We start from the raw sequence: 15,796 nt of genomic DNA on the forward strand, positions 1-15,796 counted from the left end.
GCTTTCAGCTAGGCTGGTTGTCCAGCAAGACGTTCACTGAGTAGCACAATGAATCGCGCTGACCGCCGACGCCACGAAGCGCAGCAGGTAAAGATGGGACGACCTTCGGACACCGAAGCCGTCCATACTCTTCTTGATGAAGGCAAGGCCCATCATCAAGCTGGCCGGCTCCCTGAGGCCGAACGAGCCTATCGTCTCGCACTCGAGATGTCTCCCGACCATCCTGATGCCTCGCACTATCTGGGGCTCTTGCTGTATCGACTCGGCCGCTTTGACGAGGCTATTCATTTCATCAATGCGGCCATCGAGCAACGACCGTCCAACCCGCTCTATTGGTTCAACCTGGGTGTGGTCACCCAAAAGGCCTCCCGCGGAGAAGATGCGGTCCAAGCCTATCAACGAGCGATCACGTTGAACCCTCGTTACCTCGATGCCTTCATCAATCTCGGGAATGTTCTGAAAGATCACGGATCCGCTTCGGAAGCAAAAGAAGCTTACCAGAAGGCCCTCGTCCTCAATCCATCCCACGCCGATACCCACAACAATCTCGGCGTGATGTTCAAAGAGGAGGGCCGGCTGGAGGAATCCATCGACTCCTATCGTCGCGCGCTTCAGCTGAAGCCAACGCATGTCGAAGCACTGAACAATCTCGGTCTCGCTTTGATGGAACGGGGAACATTGCGAGAGGCCATTTCATCATTCGAACAGGCTCTCGCCATCATGCCCGGCTACGTGAAGGCGCTGTATAATCTCGGTGTGGCACGGTCTTGGGCGGGTGATGATCCAACGGCTGTGGCATGTCTTCAGAAGGTAGCCGACATCAAGCATAACCATGGCCGTCCGGTCTCAGAGTCGACGGTCTACCGTTCGCGCATCGCCCATGACTGTGAGCAGATCCAGTACCTGCTCGACCGGTCAATTCTCGGAGAGGAGCACCGCCCTTATCTTGATGAACTTCACCGGCTCCGGAAGGAACTTGATCGCCGTCCATCCGCCGGTAATCGAGTGTCTATTTCACCCGACGCCCTTGCCCCCGTGGCGCCGTCGTTCAATCGACTCTTCTTTCGGGCGCCAGCCGAACACCTTCCGAATGGAGCGATCAATCCTGCGCTCGACGTGGCAGCAGTTGAATCCAGGTATCTCTTCAAGCAGCCGGAAGTCACCTTCATTGACGATCTCCTTGCGCAGGAAGCGCTCGACACGTTACGACGATTCTGCTGGGAGTCGACGATCTGGAAAGCGGATTATGAAAACGGGTATATCGGAGCGTTCCTGGGAGACGGGTTTGCCACGCCGTTACTGTTTCAAATCGCCGAGGAACTGCGATTGAAATTTCCTCGCGTCTTCAAACAACATCGGCTGACGCAGGCCTGGGCTTTCAAACACGACAGCACGAGGCGAGGGCTCAATATCCACGCTGATGCTGCGGCAGTAAACGTGAATTTCTGGATCACACCGGACGACGCCAATCTCAATCCGGACACCGGCGGGTTAGTGGTGTACGACAAGGAAGCTCCACGAACGTGGAACTTTCGTGATTACAACAGCGACCGCAATAAGCCGAAGATTCTGGAATGGCTCAAGGAGGTCGATGCACAGGCGGTTAAGATTCCCTATCGTGCCAACCGCGCGGTCGTGTTCAACTCCGATCTGTTTCATGAAACCGACGAAGTCTCGTTCAAGAACGACTATCTCAGTCGGCGCATCAACATCACGCTGCTCTATGGCTATCGGCATCAGGGCTAGGTCTGCCGGCGCTTCGGTCGATCACGGCACGCACATGGATCAATCCGCTCGGCAAAACAGTCCGACAGGACGCAACAGGTTCGCATCGATTAGCCATGCACTGTAAGTCGTCCTAAGGAAGGGAGAGAAGATAACTCGTTGCGGGCACGCGGCTAGGAGACGTTCTGTTCTTCCTGTTGTTGACGCTGGTATGGTTCCATTTCGATTTCCTTCACGACGTGTTGCAGCCGCGCCCATTCTTCAGGAGCCATTGTTATAAACTCCAAACCGAACTCCTTGGCACGGCTCCACCGGACGACCGCCTGTTGGATTTTAATAGGAGGTTCGTGATCGTCCGTTTCAATCAGGACATCGAGGGACGCGCCAGGCTGCACGTCGGTCAGGCTGGCGACCCGGCAGCCACGAATGGAAAGATCAACGACGTTGCCTTCTCCGCCGATCACATTGATGGTGGAGAAGGAACTCCGAAAACGCACTAAAAAACGCGGGCATTTCCGTTTGTCCATCGGAGGACCTCGTGGATCGGTGTACTGCTAGCCTTTTATATTGCCAATCGGCCGCAATTCCGCCACTCTTTTTGTGATTCCTGCACGATCCACCGTTTCGACGACCTCGGAAATGTTCTTGTATGCGAAGCCCGCTTCCTCTGCGAGGCCGGACATCGACACGGCCTTCACAACAATGCCCTTCTGCTTCATTTGGTGCTGCAATTGTTCTCCACGTACGGATTTCTTCGCTTGTGCGCGCGACATTGTTCGTCCGGACCCATGCATCGTCGAGCCGAACGTCTCCTGCATTGCCCGTTCGGTTCCTACGAGGAGATACGACCCGGTTTCCATGGAACCTCCACAAATCACCGGCTGGCCTGTCTGCTTGAAGGCGTCAGGAAGATCCGGACTGCCGGGACCAAAGGCTCTCGTGGAGCCCTTGCGATGGACGACCAACTCTCCTTCTTGGTACCGTTCGACCTTGGCGATGTTATGAGCCACATCATAGACGAGTTCCATGCCCAGCTCTTCTGCCGACCGGCCGAACACAGTCGCGAAGGCCTCGCGAATCTGGTGAGTGATGACCTGGCGATTCGCGAATGCCGTGTTGGCTGCACAGTTCATGGCGGCAAAGTAATCCTGTCCTTCGAGCGATCGAAACGGCGCACAGGCGAGCTGCTGATCCTTCACCGTGATGCCGTAGCGCCGCATCGCTTTCTCAAAAACCTTCAGGTAGTCGGTAGCGACTTGATGGCCGAATCCACGCGATCCGCAATGCACCATCACGACGATTTGATCATGCCCGGTAATGCCCAAGGCCGCGGCAGTTTCGCGGTCGAAGACTCTTTCATTCGACACGACCTGCACCTCGAGATAATGGTTGCCCGACCCCAAGGTACCCAGCTGATTGATCCCCCGGCTTACCGCATGGTCACTGACCTTCTCGGGATCGGCCCCTGCGATGCAGCCGCCCTCTTCAATGCGGCCCAAATCACGGTGCCATCCATAGCCCTGCTCGATACACCATCGAGCTCCTTTGGTCATGACCGAATCAAGCGTGGCATGATCGAGCCTGACGAACCCGCTGGCCCCCACTCCAGCAGGCACCCTTCGAAACAGCTCCGTCATCAATCGCTCCAAGTGAGGCTGGACATCTTCAAGCGTGAGATCGGTGCGAATGAGTCGCATCCCACAATTGACGTCATATCCCACACCGCCGGGTGAAATGACTCCACCGTCCACATCAAAGGCCGCCACTCCGCCGATTGGAAATCCATAGCCCCAATGGCCATCGGGCATACAGAGGGCATAGCGGCGGATCCCCGGCAAACATGCGACGTTCGTCACCTGGTCGAACACGCCTGAGTCCATCGATTGGAGAATCGTCGAGGTCGCATAGATCCGGGCCGGTACGAGCATCCCGGCTTTTTCAGACATGGGGATCTCCCAGACCTGATCGGTTATCCGATTCACTTTCATGTCGGTATTGAGTTTCATCTCAGCTACCCGCCCATTGCCTCCCATCTCCTCTAGACGTCCAGCACGACCCGCGCATACCACCGAGAGCCTCGCTGGCTCAGATCATAGAGATGCTTGGTCACACCCTTGACGTCGGATCGCAATTCCTGCGTCACCGGATCAACCGGAGCACCATGCATTCGTGCTTCCAGTTCCCACTTCCCAGCCCGATAGGCAAGCGACAATTGAACATCCCGATAGACGACCCCTGCCGCGTCCTTCCAATACACAAGGTCCGATAACCAGTCGAAGAGGAGCGTTGCGGCATCGACATCCTGGCGATGAATCGTTCGCTCCCACGCACTACCGATGGTCGCAGGATTCGCCAAGATTTCGATGATTGCCTGCGTCGCCCCACGAAACAGGTTCTCAAGAGAGTCCCCCTCCGCCTCAAATGCCAGGTCGGCCAGAGCGATGTCGTCCAGCATTCGAAAGGCATAGGACATACGGTCAAGCAAGCGGTGTGCGCCGCGCGCGCTGGAAGATGGCACGGATTTGATCGAGACCCGGCAAACGATGACCAAACGGATTGGGGACCTTGCCTTTCAGAAACATCCGGATACCCAACGGGAGGACATGGAGCAAGCGACGCGGTTCACTGCCCACAACTTTGAGCGGCATCAGCGCCTCATTCAAGCGCCCTTCTCGCTCGATGAGCCGACTAAACCCGATGATGTGACGGGCGCCCTCCACATGGGTCAACCCCTGGTCGATCGATGCGCGTCGCAAACGGACGATGGCTTCCATCGGTTTGACGTCCTTCGGACAGACCTGTACGCAAAAGTTACAGCGCGTGCAATCCCACATGCCATGGTCTCCTTGAAGCGCCGACAGTCTGGCACGCTTGGCAAAGGGCGACTCGCGAGGGTCGGCCAAAAAACGATCGACCTTCGCCAATGCCGCCGGCCCGGCAAACTCCTTCGATACCGCATTAACGGTGCAGGAAGCCACACAAGCTCCGCACATGATACAGGCATCGACGTTGTGGAACTGTGGCCGCCCTCGCATGTGCATCATCTCCGTGGAGCGCACTTGTTCCTCAATCGCGCGCGATGATGTCACCAGCCACGGATGAACGTCCTGAATTTTCGTCCAGAACGGAGTCATATCCACGACGAGGTCTTTGATCACCGGCAGATTCTGCAACGGCGCCACGGTGATCGTCCCATGTCGTTCGAATTCCTTACGTAAGGACGTCCGGCAGGCCAGTTTCTCGCTCCCGTTAATCTCCATTGCACAGGACCCGCAAATCGCGGAGCGGCAGGAATAGCGCAACGAAAGACTGCCGTCACATTCATTTTTGAGACGGATCAACGCATCGAGGACGGTCAGACCCCGTCCGACATCGAGCCGGAACTCCTCTGCGTGTGACGCCGCATCGACTTCGGGGTTGAACCGTTGGATGGTAAAGGTGAGGCGCATGAATACGTGCTGTGATCTGAATGCTGAGAACTGCAGTTACTCTTTCAGGTACGGAGGACAATTGCAAGCGCCCATAGGAGAAATAATGGCCTCGCGGCAATCATTCCTGGTCCAACTCCTAGGCATCAATTAAATAGTGACATCTTGTCACAGCCTGCACGTCACCGTGACAATTCGTCACGCCGTTATCGAATAAATCTTTTCACAGCCAACGCAACCTTGTCCACCGTCGAGTCGATTCTGCGTTATCACGAGCAAGGACTGCAGATGATTCGCTCTGATCTCCGAAGAAGCGGACGCGCGAGTCATTCCGATCGATAAGCAGGATGGCGACTGCCGATAGTGGGTGGAGTGGCCCAGAATGTTCTGGACAGAATCTGGAATCGGCGGACCCAAGGATGGTAACAGGTCTCGAAGCGTGTCGGAGGCACCCATCGGTTGGCACAATTCTTGATCAATACCTTTAGGGAGGTCCACATTCGAAGTGCTGTGGCATCGGAATAGCGAGATCCGGCAAGCGATTGCAAGATGAGACCAGTTTCACCGACGAACATCCAATGAGAAATATGCGGCATGTCACGAGAATGAAAATTTGTTTACGCGCCGCGAGCGGGGGGAGGTGAAGCGTATGTTACTGAAACGTCTCATCATCGTCACGGTGGTGTTGGTGCTATGGGCGAGTTTTCCGGCTCAGGCTTACGTCTGGAAGTGCCACACTCCACAGGGAGACATCTGGACCAGCCAACCAAACGCGTCAGATGATTGCGAGGAGTATGACGAGCAGTACAACCCCAGCGCGGCTCCGGTGGCAACGCCATCACCTTCTCAGCCAGTCCCAACTCAGCCCCTCGCAGCACCGCCCGTCGTAGCGGCGCCGGTCACGCCTCCGCCCTACGTCGGCACGTATCTCTATCCCCCCTATTATTATGCTCCAGGCTACTACGGACCAGGAGCCGTTATTGTTCGACCGCCGTTCGGCTACCCCTATGGTCACAGGTATGGGGGCCGTTGGTATGGGGGGCGTTTTAGGCGCTGGTAGCTGCGGGCCTTCATCACCAAATGCGCCTGGACTTTTGTCGCGAGTGTAATGACAGGCTTACAAAGGAGACAGATATGAAACGGATGGTCTTTGCACTATCGTATACGACAGGATTACTTCTCACACTGCTGACGCTGGCCAATGGCTCAGATGCGGCCTCGATCGATGTCGAACCGATCTCCACAATTGAGAATAGCTCACCGCACATCCTTATGGCTCAGGCCCCCTTAAGTCCGGCACCCACTGAGACAACACACCCGCCGCGTCCAGGCATGAAGCCGGAGAGCTCAGCCGGTAACCGTGTCGACGCACATGTCAAAAAGCTCCATGCAGAACTCAGGATCACGCCGGCACAGGAAGAGCTCTGGAAGAGCGTTGTCGAGGTGATGCGGGAAAATGATCAAACGATGGATGCGCTCCACAAGTCCAGAGCAGAACAAGCAGCAACCATGACGGCGGTGGACGATGTCAAATCCTATGCTGCGATCGCCGACGCCCATGCCGATGGGCTCAAGAAATTCGCATCGGTTTTTGAACCGCTCTATAACAGCATGTCGGACGAACAGAAGAAAAACGCCGATAAGGTCTTCAGTCCATCGAGCAGCAGGCCGACGAAGCCCATGAAATCCAGGGCAAAATGATGGCGAATGTCCGTAAGCTTCCATTCTTCTGTCCCTCTTGTGCATGCGATGACACTGACCGTCGAGCAACCAGCGCTTACCCGTCTCTTCATGTGATGGGATACCCGAGAGTCGAGGTTAACGCCGACGGCGGGACTGGTTGAGACGAATCAGCACTTGGCTAATCCAGCTCAAACGTCTTGGGAAAGTTCGTCAGATTACGGCAGCCGTCTTTGGTGACCAAGACCATGTCTTCGATACGAACGGCTCCGAGCCCGGGATAGTAGAGCCCCGGTTCGACGGTGACGACATGGCCCTCTTGAAGCAACGAACCGGTTCGGCTGATGCGCGGGGCCTCATGAATATCGAGACCGACTCCATGCCCGGTGCCATGAAAGTAGCCCTGCATCCGTCCATTCACGAGGCCCGTCTTGTAGCCGGCCTTCTCAAACCGCTCGCAAATGCCTTGATGAATCCTCATGCCATCGGCCCCGTCCTTCACTTTCGTGATCGCTTCTTCCTGCGCATCCTTCACGGTTTGGTAGAGTTTCTTTAACTCTATACTCGGCTTCCCCCGCACCACCGTCCGCGACATGTCGGCAAAATATCGGCTGGCCGCCGAACGGGGAAACACATCAAAGATGATGCTGCGGTGGGCCGGCAATGGTCCGCTGCCTTCATCGTGGGGATCACAGGCCTGTTCGCCACCCGCCACGATCGTATGTTGCGCCACACACTCGCATTCCATCAACTTCACGTTGATAAGTTTTTTTATTCGTTCCGACGTCAGCCGCGTCCCGTCGAGCCATAACTGGTCGCCCTTGATCGTCGCCCGGCGCAACGTGTCATGCGCGGCCGCAACGGCCGCCTCCGTGGCCCGTTGGGTCGCTTCGATGTGATGAATCTCCTCAGCTGTCTTGACCACACGACGCTCATAAAACGGCTCCCGCTTCGCCTCCACCTGATAACCCAGAGCTTGCAACCGTTTGGCGTGGCTAAAGGGAAAATTGGCGGGCACCAGAAGCTGCGTAATCCTCGCATCGCGTAGGACAACATGGACGATGTCGACGCTCCCTGGCTCAGCGACACCCTGGGTCTTGACCCGCCGTTCAATTTCCGAATAGGACAAAACACGATCGACGGAGGCCTGACTCTTGGCCCGGTCCATTTCTAGATCGCTCATCACCAGAATGCGCTCACCCTTGATTTCAAGATAAATGAAGGGGTCCGGAGCGATGAATTTGGTCGCGTAGTAGAGGTTCGAATCTATCTCGCTGGCAGCGATGAAGACCGTGGCCCGAGGCGCTGGCGGTGGAGATTCAGGCATACGATGCTCAATCGGAATCTAACACGAGGTCTAAAGTCGGTCAAGGAACGGATGGAGCCGGTTCCGGCGCGAATTGACCTTCTTTGTCCGTCGTTTTGTCCTCGTTCGGTGTCATCAGATCAAGAGGCAGCGTGACGGTGTTTTTCAACAAATCGAAGGCCAGTTGTCCGAGCCCCGTGAGCCCGACGGCAAACGATTTCATCGGCAGGTAAGTCGTTTCCGGATCTTCGATCGCGCCCTTGACCGAGAACATTGCCGTGGCAAATCCCTTTCGGTCACCGGCAAAGAGTCGCCCGAAGAGGGGGATCGTCTTCAGGAACTGCGAGTAGGACCCAAACGGACTCACGGCCCAGACCATGTCGAGCTGGTCCGTCGGCAAATCGTAGTTGCCGGCGGCGGTCACCTTGATGATGGGACTATCGATGATGAGATTCTCCGTTTCGAAAAGACCATCCTGGACTGTCACCGTCGCTGTGATCTTGTCGTAGGGCAGCCCTTCCTTCTCCAGATCGACTTTGCCCTGGAGCACAGCGGGCAGATTCAGAATGCTGATGATCTTCCAAATCGCCCGATCTTGTGACTTAAAGATACGCCCGTCTCGAACCAAGGCGTCGAATTTGCCGTTTAACGTCGGGTAGACGCCGTGCGGGTTTCGCCCGTGGCCGCGAATCGTCCCGCTGATTCGCGCCTCTCCCGTCACCGGCCCTCTGGATCCGACCAGCTTGAGAAGATCTTCCACGACCAATCCCGTCGCACGCAAGGAGATTTCTGTGTCAGCCGGCTGATTACGGGGCAACTGCACCACAAGGCGACCGGCGATTTCTCCGTCAGGCGATTGACCGGACAGCCGATCGATATCCAGAACTCCGTCTTGAATCGTGATTCTGGCAGAGAGACTCCCAAACTTCAGATGTTTATAGTGGCCGCGCGCGATGGCGGCCGTTGCATTCACTTTGCTGGTGGCGGCCAACATCTCAAGAAAATCTCGAATGGGCGACCGCGCTCCTTTGGGAATCAGCAAATCGATGTCCATGTTATTCGATTCAATCTTGGCCGCGACGATCGGCTTCACCGTCCAGTTCCGGATAGTCCCTTCAAGGGACACATCGCTATCCGCCACCCGGAACGACAACCGCTTGAGCTCCGCCCCGCTGCGCACGAGATGGAGACGAAGATACAGGTCTTGAATCGGGCTATCCACCCCCCTTGCTGTCATGAGTCCATTCGTCAGAGCAAGCCATCCCGTCGTCCGCCAGGTTCGCCAATCCCGATCCTTGCCTTTCATGTCGAGCGACAGTTCGATATTCCCCGCCTCAAATCCTCCTTTGGCAATCCATTCGGGCAGGCTGGAAAGGGACAACGTTCCCGTCGCCAGCGATGCATCGATCGAGAAACGCTCGCCCAATTGCAGTTTCCCTTTAATCGGAAGGCGAAGAGATGGCAGCTGCAGTTCAACACGCGTCAACGTCAGTACTGAACTCAACGACAGTTCGCCGTCAAATTGGACCGAAGCCGGCGCACCGACCGGCTTCTCAATCATCCCCGGCAGGAAGACCTTCGCCTCGTTCAAAACCACCTCTCCTCGTAATCGCGGCGCATCCGTCAATCCGGTCAGCACGACATCGCCGTTGATGATCCCGTCGATTGTTCCGTCTGGAAGCGATTTCTGCGGGAGCAATTGCGTCATGTGGATGGCATCGCCTCGAACACGGACGAGAAAATCCTGAAACGCGCTGGCACTCCCTCCGGTCATTCCACCCTGAACTTCCACCACAAGATCGCCCAGGTGTCCTCGCACGTGCTCAAATCGCGTCTCTCCGTCGAGCAGTACAAATTGTCCCTGAAGCGCCGTGAGCCGCTCGGGGAGCGAGGGATTCGTCAGGCTGATCTGTTGCGCCGTAATTTCTCCACCGGCAAACGTGACGCCTCCCGGTTGATTGAGTGGGCCGACCATCCGAAACGTCGGCGCCGCCTGTCCCTCGACTTCCCGGGAGGACGCCAAAACCCGTGACAGTCGCTCTGATTTGACGGTCTTGGACAGAAATTGAAGCAGGTCGGCGGCCGGCATCGTCCCAGTAATTTCCAGCTCGAGCCACGGTCCGGCTTCCAAAAATGACACCAGCGCTTTCCCGTCGCTCATCAGGATCGCGCCGTATACGCCCGTCAGATTGGAGACGCGAATGCGGCCTGCCTCGACGGACACAATGGCAGAGAGGTCTTTGGACGGGACACGATCTTCTCCCACCAACGCCTCTCCGTCGCGCACGTGAAACTCACCGGTGATTGAGAGCTGCGGCCCTGAAACGGAAGAGGCTGTGATGGTCGCGGACACGGCTTCGATTTGCCCATCGATTTGACGGTCATGAATCACAGCCGCTAACTCCGGATGGATCCACTGGGCAGGGATGACCGTCAGCAGTTCGTTCAACCGGATGGGAGCCGAAGCAAACGTCAGCGCAACGGTCGGTTGGGCCGACATCAACCCGGAGAGGCTCGCTTTTCCGGACAGCGCGAGTTTTCCCGCTTTTCCGGAGAGATCGGACAAGAGTACGTCGTATCCGGCAACGCCGGGCTGAGCTCTGACGGTGCCACTCAGATTGATCGTCCCTTTCAGCTGTTCCGGCAGCGGGCGAGGCCCGAAGAAATCCGCAAGGTCGCGAAGATTGAGATTGGCTGCTTCCATACTCCCGTCAAATTGCAGCACGAGCTGTGATGGAGCATTCGTCGTGAGAGAAGGTTGCTCGACACGAGCTATCCTGCCGGCGAGAGACGCTGCAGACACGCCGGTCTCTCCGGAATGGACGGCCGAGACATGTACGTCAGCCTGTCCCTGTTCGGCCCAGATTCTGAGGGCAGCTTCCACTGATTCGAGCTTGATCGAGCGTGGGCCGTCCGGACGTGCCTCGTCGATGATAGTGACCGTCCCGTTCACCAGCATCGCTTCTCGAATACGAAACATCCGGCTCATCATCTGTAACGCATCCTGGTCTGTGGCTGCCCCTTGGACAACCTGATCGAGCACATTCCAATGCCCGGTTTGATCCCGGCGGAGCGTCAGGGTCGGTTCTTCGATGACCAACCGTTTTCCCACCACTTGCTTACGAAGTAGCGGCAAGAGACGCAGAACGAGATCCACCTTTTTGGCCGCCAACACAACCTGATCAGATTGCCGTTCGTGGATGCCGACCTGGGTCAGTTCGAGACGAATGTTCGGAAACAAAACGAATTTGATCCGGTGGACGTCGATCTTACGTCCCAGATTCTGTTCCAGCTGCTCCAGGAAGAATTGCTTCAGGTAGTCGTCGCCCGTCAGGAACGGCGAAAAGAGAAGAAAAGACACACCGGCGATGAGAAGGAGGGCAAAGAGGATAACGAGAACGCTCGGTCGGGACACTCACGCTCCGTAGACAAATCACAACCAACGCTATGCCATCTTACCGAATCACTTATATGAAATCCACCAAGTCTGCGTCCTCACAGGGATTTTTCTCGTTTTGATCCGCCGAGACCGCACTGGTGATGGCCCGCGAGAGGGGGTATAATCCTGCGCCGATTCCGATAGAGTGTTCGCTATCCAATTCATCGTGATGACTGCCCCCACCGCTTCTGCCACGAAGATCCGTTGGATCATCCTTGCACTCCTCTTCCTCGTGAGCATGGTGACCTATATCGATCGCGTAAACATTTCTGTAACAGCAAGGCAGATGATGCCGGCGTATGGGCTCACGGACCAGGAGATGGGGCTGATCTTTTCATCGTTCGTTATCGGGTATGCCCTCTTTCAGATCCCGGGCGGATGGTTGGCGGATCGATGCGGGACCAGGGTCGTCCTCACACTCGCACTGATCTGGTGGTCGGTATGTACCGCGCTGACCGCCATAGCCGCCACCACGTCCCTTGTCGCCTTGTTCGGCATTGTCGGCGCATTAGCCGTCGTCCGAGGCAGCTTGGGTGTCGGCGAAGCGGTCGCACTTCCCGCGTTCAATCGGGCAGTGGCCGACTGGTTGCCGGCCGGCTCGCGCGGGTTCGGTATCGGTATGGCGATCGGGGGCATCGGGCTCGGATCGGCCATCACCCCACCGCTCGCGGCCTGGATCATGGTGAATTGGCGATGGCAGACGGTCTTCTATCTTGCCTCACTGATGGGACTAGGCATGGCATTGCTCTGGTGGATCGTCGCAAGAAATCATCCGCATGAACATCCCTGGACGAACGAGGCGGAACGAGCCTTGATCCCACGAGTCGCTGCACCGGGATTATTTCTTGCTGTACCCTGGAGAGTCTTTGCGCGGAGCCCCACATTGTTGTGGCTTGTCGCTAGCTACACCTGTCTCGGCTATCTCGCATACATTTACATGTCATGGTTCTATCTGTATCTCGTGAACGTACGAGGCTTCGATCTCCTCCGTGGCGGGCTTTACGCAGCAGCGCCCTTCCTGGTCATGCTCGTCTTCTGTCCACTGGGCGGATGGATGACCGATCGACTGGCCACACGATACGGCGTCAGGAATGGACGTGTCTGGGCAGGCATGACCGGCATGGGCCTCGCCGGACTGACCGTCGCACTCGGCGGGTATGTCGACTCGCCGTGGTTGGCCGTAGCTAGTCTCTCATTGGGCGCGGGCTGGCTATATTTCGCCGTCGGTGCCTATTGGGCTTCGACCACTGATCTATCGAAAACATACGCCGGTACGCTATCGGGGCTCATGAACACCGGCGCCAACCTGGGTGGCGCCCTTTCTCCAACAGTGACTCCGTGGCTCGCCGATCACTGGGGATGGCCGGTATCGCTCCTCGTCGCGGCGTTGATCGCACTGGCTGGTGCGCTGATGTGGCTCAGGATTGATCCGGGCAAGGGGCTAGAGGCCAGGGGCTAGAGGAACTGAACGCAAAGCCTGTCTTATTTCTCTTGCCCTTCGCCGAGTGTCTCTTGCCGCTCATAGCTCGCGCTTGATACAGTGCCGCCATGACGATGGAATTCAAGAAAATCGACCCGCGTGTCACCATCACGACCAAATTCGGGGAGATCAAGATTCGCTTCTATCCAGAAGACGCTCCGCGCCATTTGGACAATTTTCTCAAGCTTGCCAAGATGGGGTTTTACGACGGGACGACCTTTCACCGGATCGTTCCCGGTTTCATCATTCAAGGCGGCGACCCCTTGAGCAAAGAACCGGATCGAAGCAGGCACGGGTCAGGGGGGCCCGGCTATTGGCTGAACCCGGAACCGAGTGACCGCCCGCACAAACGAGGCGCGGTCTCCATGGCAAAGACGCCGCGGGATGGCACGAGCACGCGCGATTTCAACGACAACGGCTCACAATTTTTCATCTGCCTGGCGGACAACAGCGGATTGGATCGACGTTATAGCGTCTTTGGGGAAGTGTTCCGTGGCATGGATGTGGTCGACAAGATTGCCGCGGTTCCGCGCGACGAGTTTGACAATCCAGTCGAACCGATCGAGATAAAAATGACGGTGAAGGAGTGATATCGTGGTCATCAATCAGCTATCAGCCGGCAGCTCTGATTGCAGAGCTGTATGATCCATTTTTGTTAGCTGATAGTTGAGGGCTGACTGCTGACAGCTAGAAGAACGCCATGCTGGCGTACGTCACCGTCGAATTGTATTGATCGGTGATCCCGCGGTCGTACCGCAAAACCTGCCCTGACTCTGCCTCGATCAACCGCAGCAAGGAATAAATGGGGGCGAACCCTGAAATGCGTCGTTGATCGTTTTCCTTGATGATGTAGTTCGCGAACTCGTCCGGTTTCCGCTCTTCAACCGGTTTCAACATTTCCAAATCGTGCTGCATTGCGCGGTGAAAGGAAAAGTCGGTCGGCGGTTCCTTGTCCCCATATCGCATTCCGAGGTGAGCCAGTTCTGCCGCCGCAATCATGCAATGGTCCCGCCCCGATCCGGTTAAGATGTCGCGCAGGCCTCCGAGGAAAGTCTCCACGGACTGCCTCACGTGTTGATCTGAGAGACTGAGTGCTGAAAACGAACAAAGGATCGGCACGATCGTGAACGGCTTCTTGGTTCCAACGACGTGTTGCAGAAATGGCAGTTGAAATTCGATAGCATGTTCCGCCTGATGGCAGAGGTCTCCGGCAAACACCATTGGGAATCTTTCTTTGATTGTCGAGAGAACTGCCCGATCTGATCGCACCACGCCTAGAGGGGTTTCAAAATCTTTGTCCGTCACGGCGAACAGATTGTCCAATCCGGCGTAGGCGGTTCCGATGACCACGTACAAATCCGGCTGCGTCGCCTCCTGCAACTCCTTATAGGCCCAGGCATAAATGGGACCGGCTTGCTTGAGGTCATAGGTCGGCGCGACAAGTCCCTTAATCTTCTTCCCCCGATGCTCGGACGCCTTGAAATCCGGCCCCTCCTTCGACGTAAAGAAATTCTCGATCTGCTTCGCCAGTTTGGCCCCATCGGCTTCATAGCTCCTTCCCGCAAAAGCCGCAGGACGCAGCGGACTCTGACGATAGAAACTGCGAGCCTGCTGCTTGGCTGCCTCAGCCCGTTCGCCTTCCAAGAACAGTTTCTGATCCAGATCAGCTACGAGCTGCTCCACCTTATTCGGCATGAGGAATTCGCCGAATCGTTTCAGGTAGAGGCCGACGATATCCTGAAGCGAGTGTTCGCCGTCAAAATGCTGGACGATGAAGAAATAATTGAGGGGGAGGACGAGCTTGTCTTTGCTCAACCCGGAGGGATCCCACAGGACGATATATTGCTCCTCTCCCTCTTTAACGGGGGAGAACTGGAGATTCCGCAGAACCGGATACTGTTTGGGATCGTTCGTGGTGGTCATCGTCATGGTACGAGCGGCCATTGTAACGGACCACTTTTCTGACCTGCAACGGGAAAGGAGGCTGTTACTACTTGTCCGGAGGCGTGCCTTGGGCGCGTCCGTTCAGGTAGACCAGGGTTCCCACGGTCAGCAAGAGAAGCCAGACGGTGGGTCTGCCATAGGAGGGATTGGAGAATTCGATCAGATCAGTCAGCCGACCAATCAGCAGGGACATACGGGCCATCACCGTGTAGCCAAACGCCGCGCCGAAGGCAATCATGAGGAAAAGAATTCCCGTCCGGGCCACCGCTTTACCCGGCCCTGTATGCTCGACCGAGAAGAAGAAGTAGAACAGGACGGAGCTGACCCCGAGCAAAATAATTATTGTGTTTAGACCACTGGCAGGGTTTAGAACGTTCCAGGTAAACGTGAGGCCCTCTCCCGGCACGAGCATCATCAATGGGCGAACCGTGTCTTCTATCTGTTTAAGAATGTACGATGAGATCACTCGTGGAATGGCTAAGCCAGACCCGACCCCGACAATGAAGGCAAAGGCATAGCGAGAGAGCCACGAGGCCTTGGGCGCATAGCGTGTCAGCATCAACGACCCGATGGCGACAGGGATCAGCAGCGCAATTTCACCTTGCTCAAAGATGGGTTTTAGAATGAGGTGGACCAGCACTGTGTCATAGGCCTTGACAATCGTATAGCCGACCGACACACCGACATAGAGATGTTCGGCCAATTTGAAGAGCGGATTGTCCCTGTAGAGGAAGGACAGGATGAACAGGGTCAGTCCTGTTGCCACCCATGCTCCCAAGATTGACTCATCCATC

The 15,796-nt window shown here is 56.4% G+C and carries 13 protein-coding genes; 5 read left to right on the forward strand and 8 right to left on the reverse strand.

The window, feature by feature from the left end; translation table 11 throughout:
* Window positions 1–93: 93 nt before the first annotated feature.
* Window positions 94–1,746 carry a tetratricopeptide repeat protein gene (locus VEI50_05940; GenBank protein ID HXX74649.1) on the forward strand — a complete coding sequence of 551 codons (1,653 nt, stop codon included), beginning with the start codon at window positions 94–96 and terminating at the stop codon, window positions 1,744–1,746.
* Window positions 1,747–1,898: 152 nt separating this feature from the next.
* Here VEI50_05940 and VEI50_05945 read toward each other — a convergent pair whose 3' ends face one another.
* From VEI50_05945 to VEI50_05960, 4 genes are all read right to left on the reverse strand, one after another.
* A complete protein-coding gene (locus VEI50_05945) occupies window positions 1,899–2,252 on the reverse strand; it encodes a PilZ domain-containing protein (GenBank protein ID HXX74650.1) in 354 nt (117 codons plus the stop codon).
* Between the two features lie 27 nt (window positions 2,253–2,279).
* A complete protein-coding gene (locus VEI50_05950) occupies window positions 2,280–3,671 on the reverse strand; it encodes an RtcB family protein (GenBank protein HXX74651.1) in 1,392 nt (463 codons plus the stop codon).
* A 92-nt stretch (window positions 3,672–3,763) separates the two neighbouring features.
* Complete coding sequence (locus VEI50_05955; protein HXX74652.1) at window positions 3,764–4,243, reverse strand: archease; 480 nt, start codon at window positions 4,241–4,243, stop codon at window positions 3,764–3,766.
* Window positions 4,203–5,174: a succinate dehydrogenase/fumarate reductase iron-sulfur subunit gene (locus VEI50_05960; protein ID HXX74653.1), complete on the reverse strand. Its 972-nt coding sequence runs from the start codon at window positions 5,172–5,174 to the stop codon at window positions 4,203–4,205. Before VEI50_05960 ends, VEI50_05955 begins: the two co-directional genes overlap by 41 nt.
* Before the next feature lie 628 nt (window positions 5,175–5,802).
* Here VEI50_05960 and VEI50_05965 point away from each other — a divergent pair.
* Both VEI50_05965 and VEI50_05970 read left to right on the forward strand, forming a co-directional pair.
* Window positions 5,803–6,213: a hypothetical protein gene (locus VEI50_05965; protein HXX74654.1), complete on the forward strand. Its 411-nt coding sequence runs from the start codon at window positions 5,803–5,805 to the stop codon at window positions 6,211–6,213.
* A gap of 74 nt (window positions 6,214–6,287) precedes the next feature.
* Window positions 6,288–6,854 (forward strand): Spy/CpxP family protein refolding chaperone, encoded by a 567-nt coding sequence (locus VEI50_05970; protein ID HXX74655.1) that lies wholly within the window; start codon window positions 6,288–6,290, stop codon window positions 6,852–6,854.
* Between the two features lie 160 nt (window positions 6,855–7,014).
* Here VEI50_05970 and VEI50_05975 read toward each other — a convergent pair whose 3' ends face one another.
* A complete protein-coding gene (locus tag VEI50_05975) occupies window positions 7,015–8,160 on the reverse strand; it encodes a Xaa-Pro peptidase family protein (GenBank protein ID HXX74656.1) in 1,146 nt (381 codons plus the stop codon).
* Window positions 8,161–8,200: 40 nt separating this feature from the next.
* On the reverse strand, window positions 8,201–11,554 hold the full coding sequence (locus tag VEI50_05980; protein HXX74657.1) for an AsmA-like C-terminal domain-containing protein: 3,354 nt from the start codon (window positions 11,552–11,554) through the stop codon (window positions 8,201–8,203).
* A gap of 193 nt (window positions 11,555–11,747) precedes the next feature.
* On the opposite strand from VEI50_05980, the gene VEI50_05985 reads away from it, so the two are divergent.
* Together VEI50_05985 and VEI50_05990 are read left to right on the forward strand one after the other, a co-directional pair.
* On the forward strand, window positions 11,748–13,037 hold the full coding sequence (locus VEI50_05985; protein HXX74658.1) for an MFS transporter: 1,290 nt from the start codon (window positions 11,748–11,750) through the stop codon (window positions 13,035–13,037).
* Window positions 13,038–13,126: 89 nt separating this feature from the next.
* Window positions 13,127–13,648, forward strand: a complete 522-nt coding sequence (locus tag VEI50_05990; protein ID HXX74659.1) for a peptidylprolyl isomerase — start codon at window positions 13,127–13,129, stop codon at window positions 13,646–13,648.
* A gap of 97 nt (window positions 13,649–13,745) precedes the next feature.
* On the opposite strand, the gene amrB is transcribed toward VEI50_05990, so the two are convergent.
* Together amrB and VEI50_06000 are read right to left on the reverse strand one after the other, a co-directional pair.
* Complete coding sequence (gene amrB, locus VEI50_05995; protein ID HXX74660.1) at window positions 13,746–14,987, reverse strand: AmmeMemoRadiSam system protein B; 1,242 nt, start codon at window positions 14,985–14,987, stop codon at window positions 13,746–13,748.
* Window positions 14,988–15,048: 61 nt separating this feature from the next.
* Entirely contained in the window at window positions 15,049–15,795 is a 747-nt protein-coding gene (locus tag VEI50_06000) for a hypothetical protein (GenBank protein ID HXX74661.1), read from the reverse strand.
* Window position 15,796: the final 1 nt, after the last annotated feature.

It is taken from the genome of Nitrospiraceae bacterium (genome assembly GCA_035623075.1).
GTDB lineage: Bacteria > Nitrospirota > Nitrospiria > Nitrospirales > Nitrospiraceae > DASPUC01.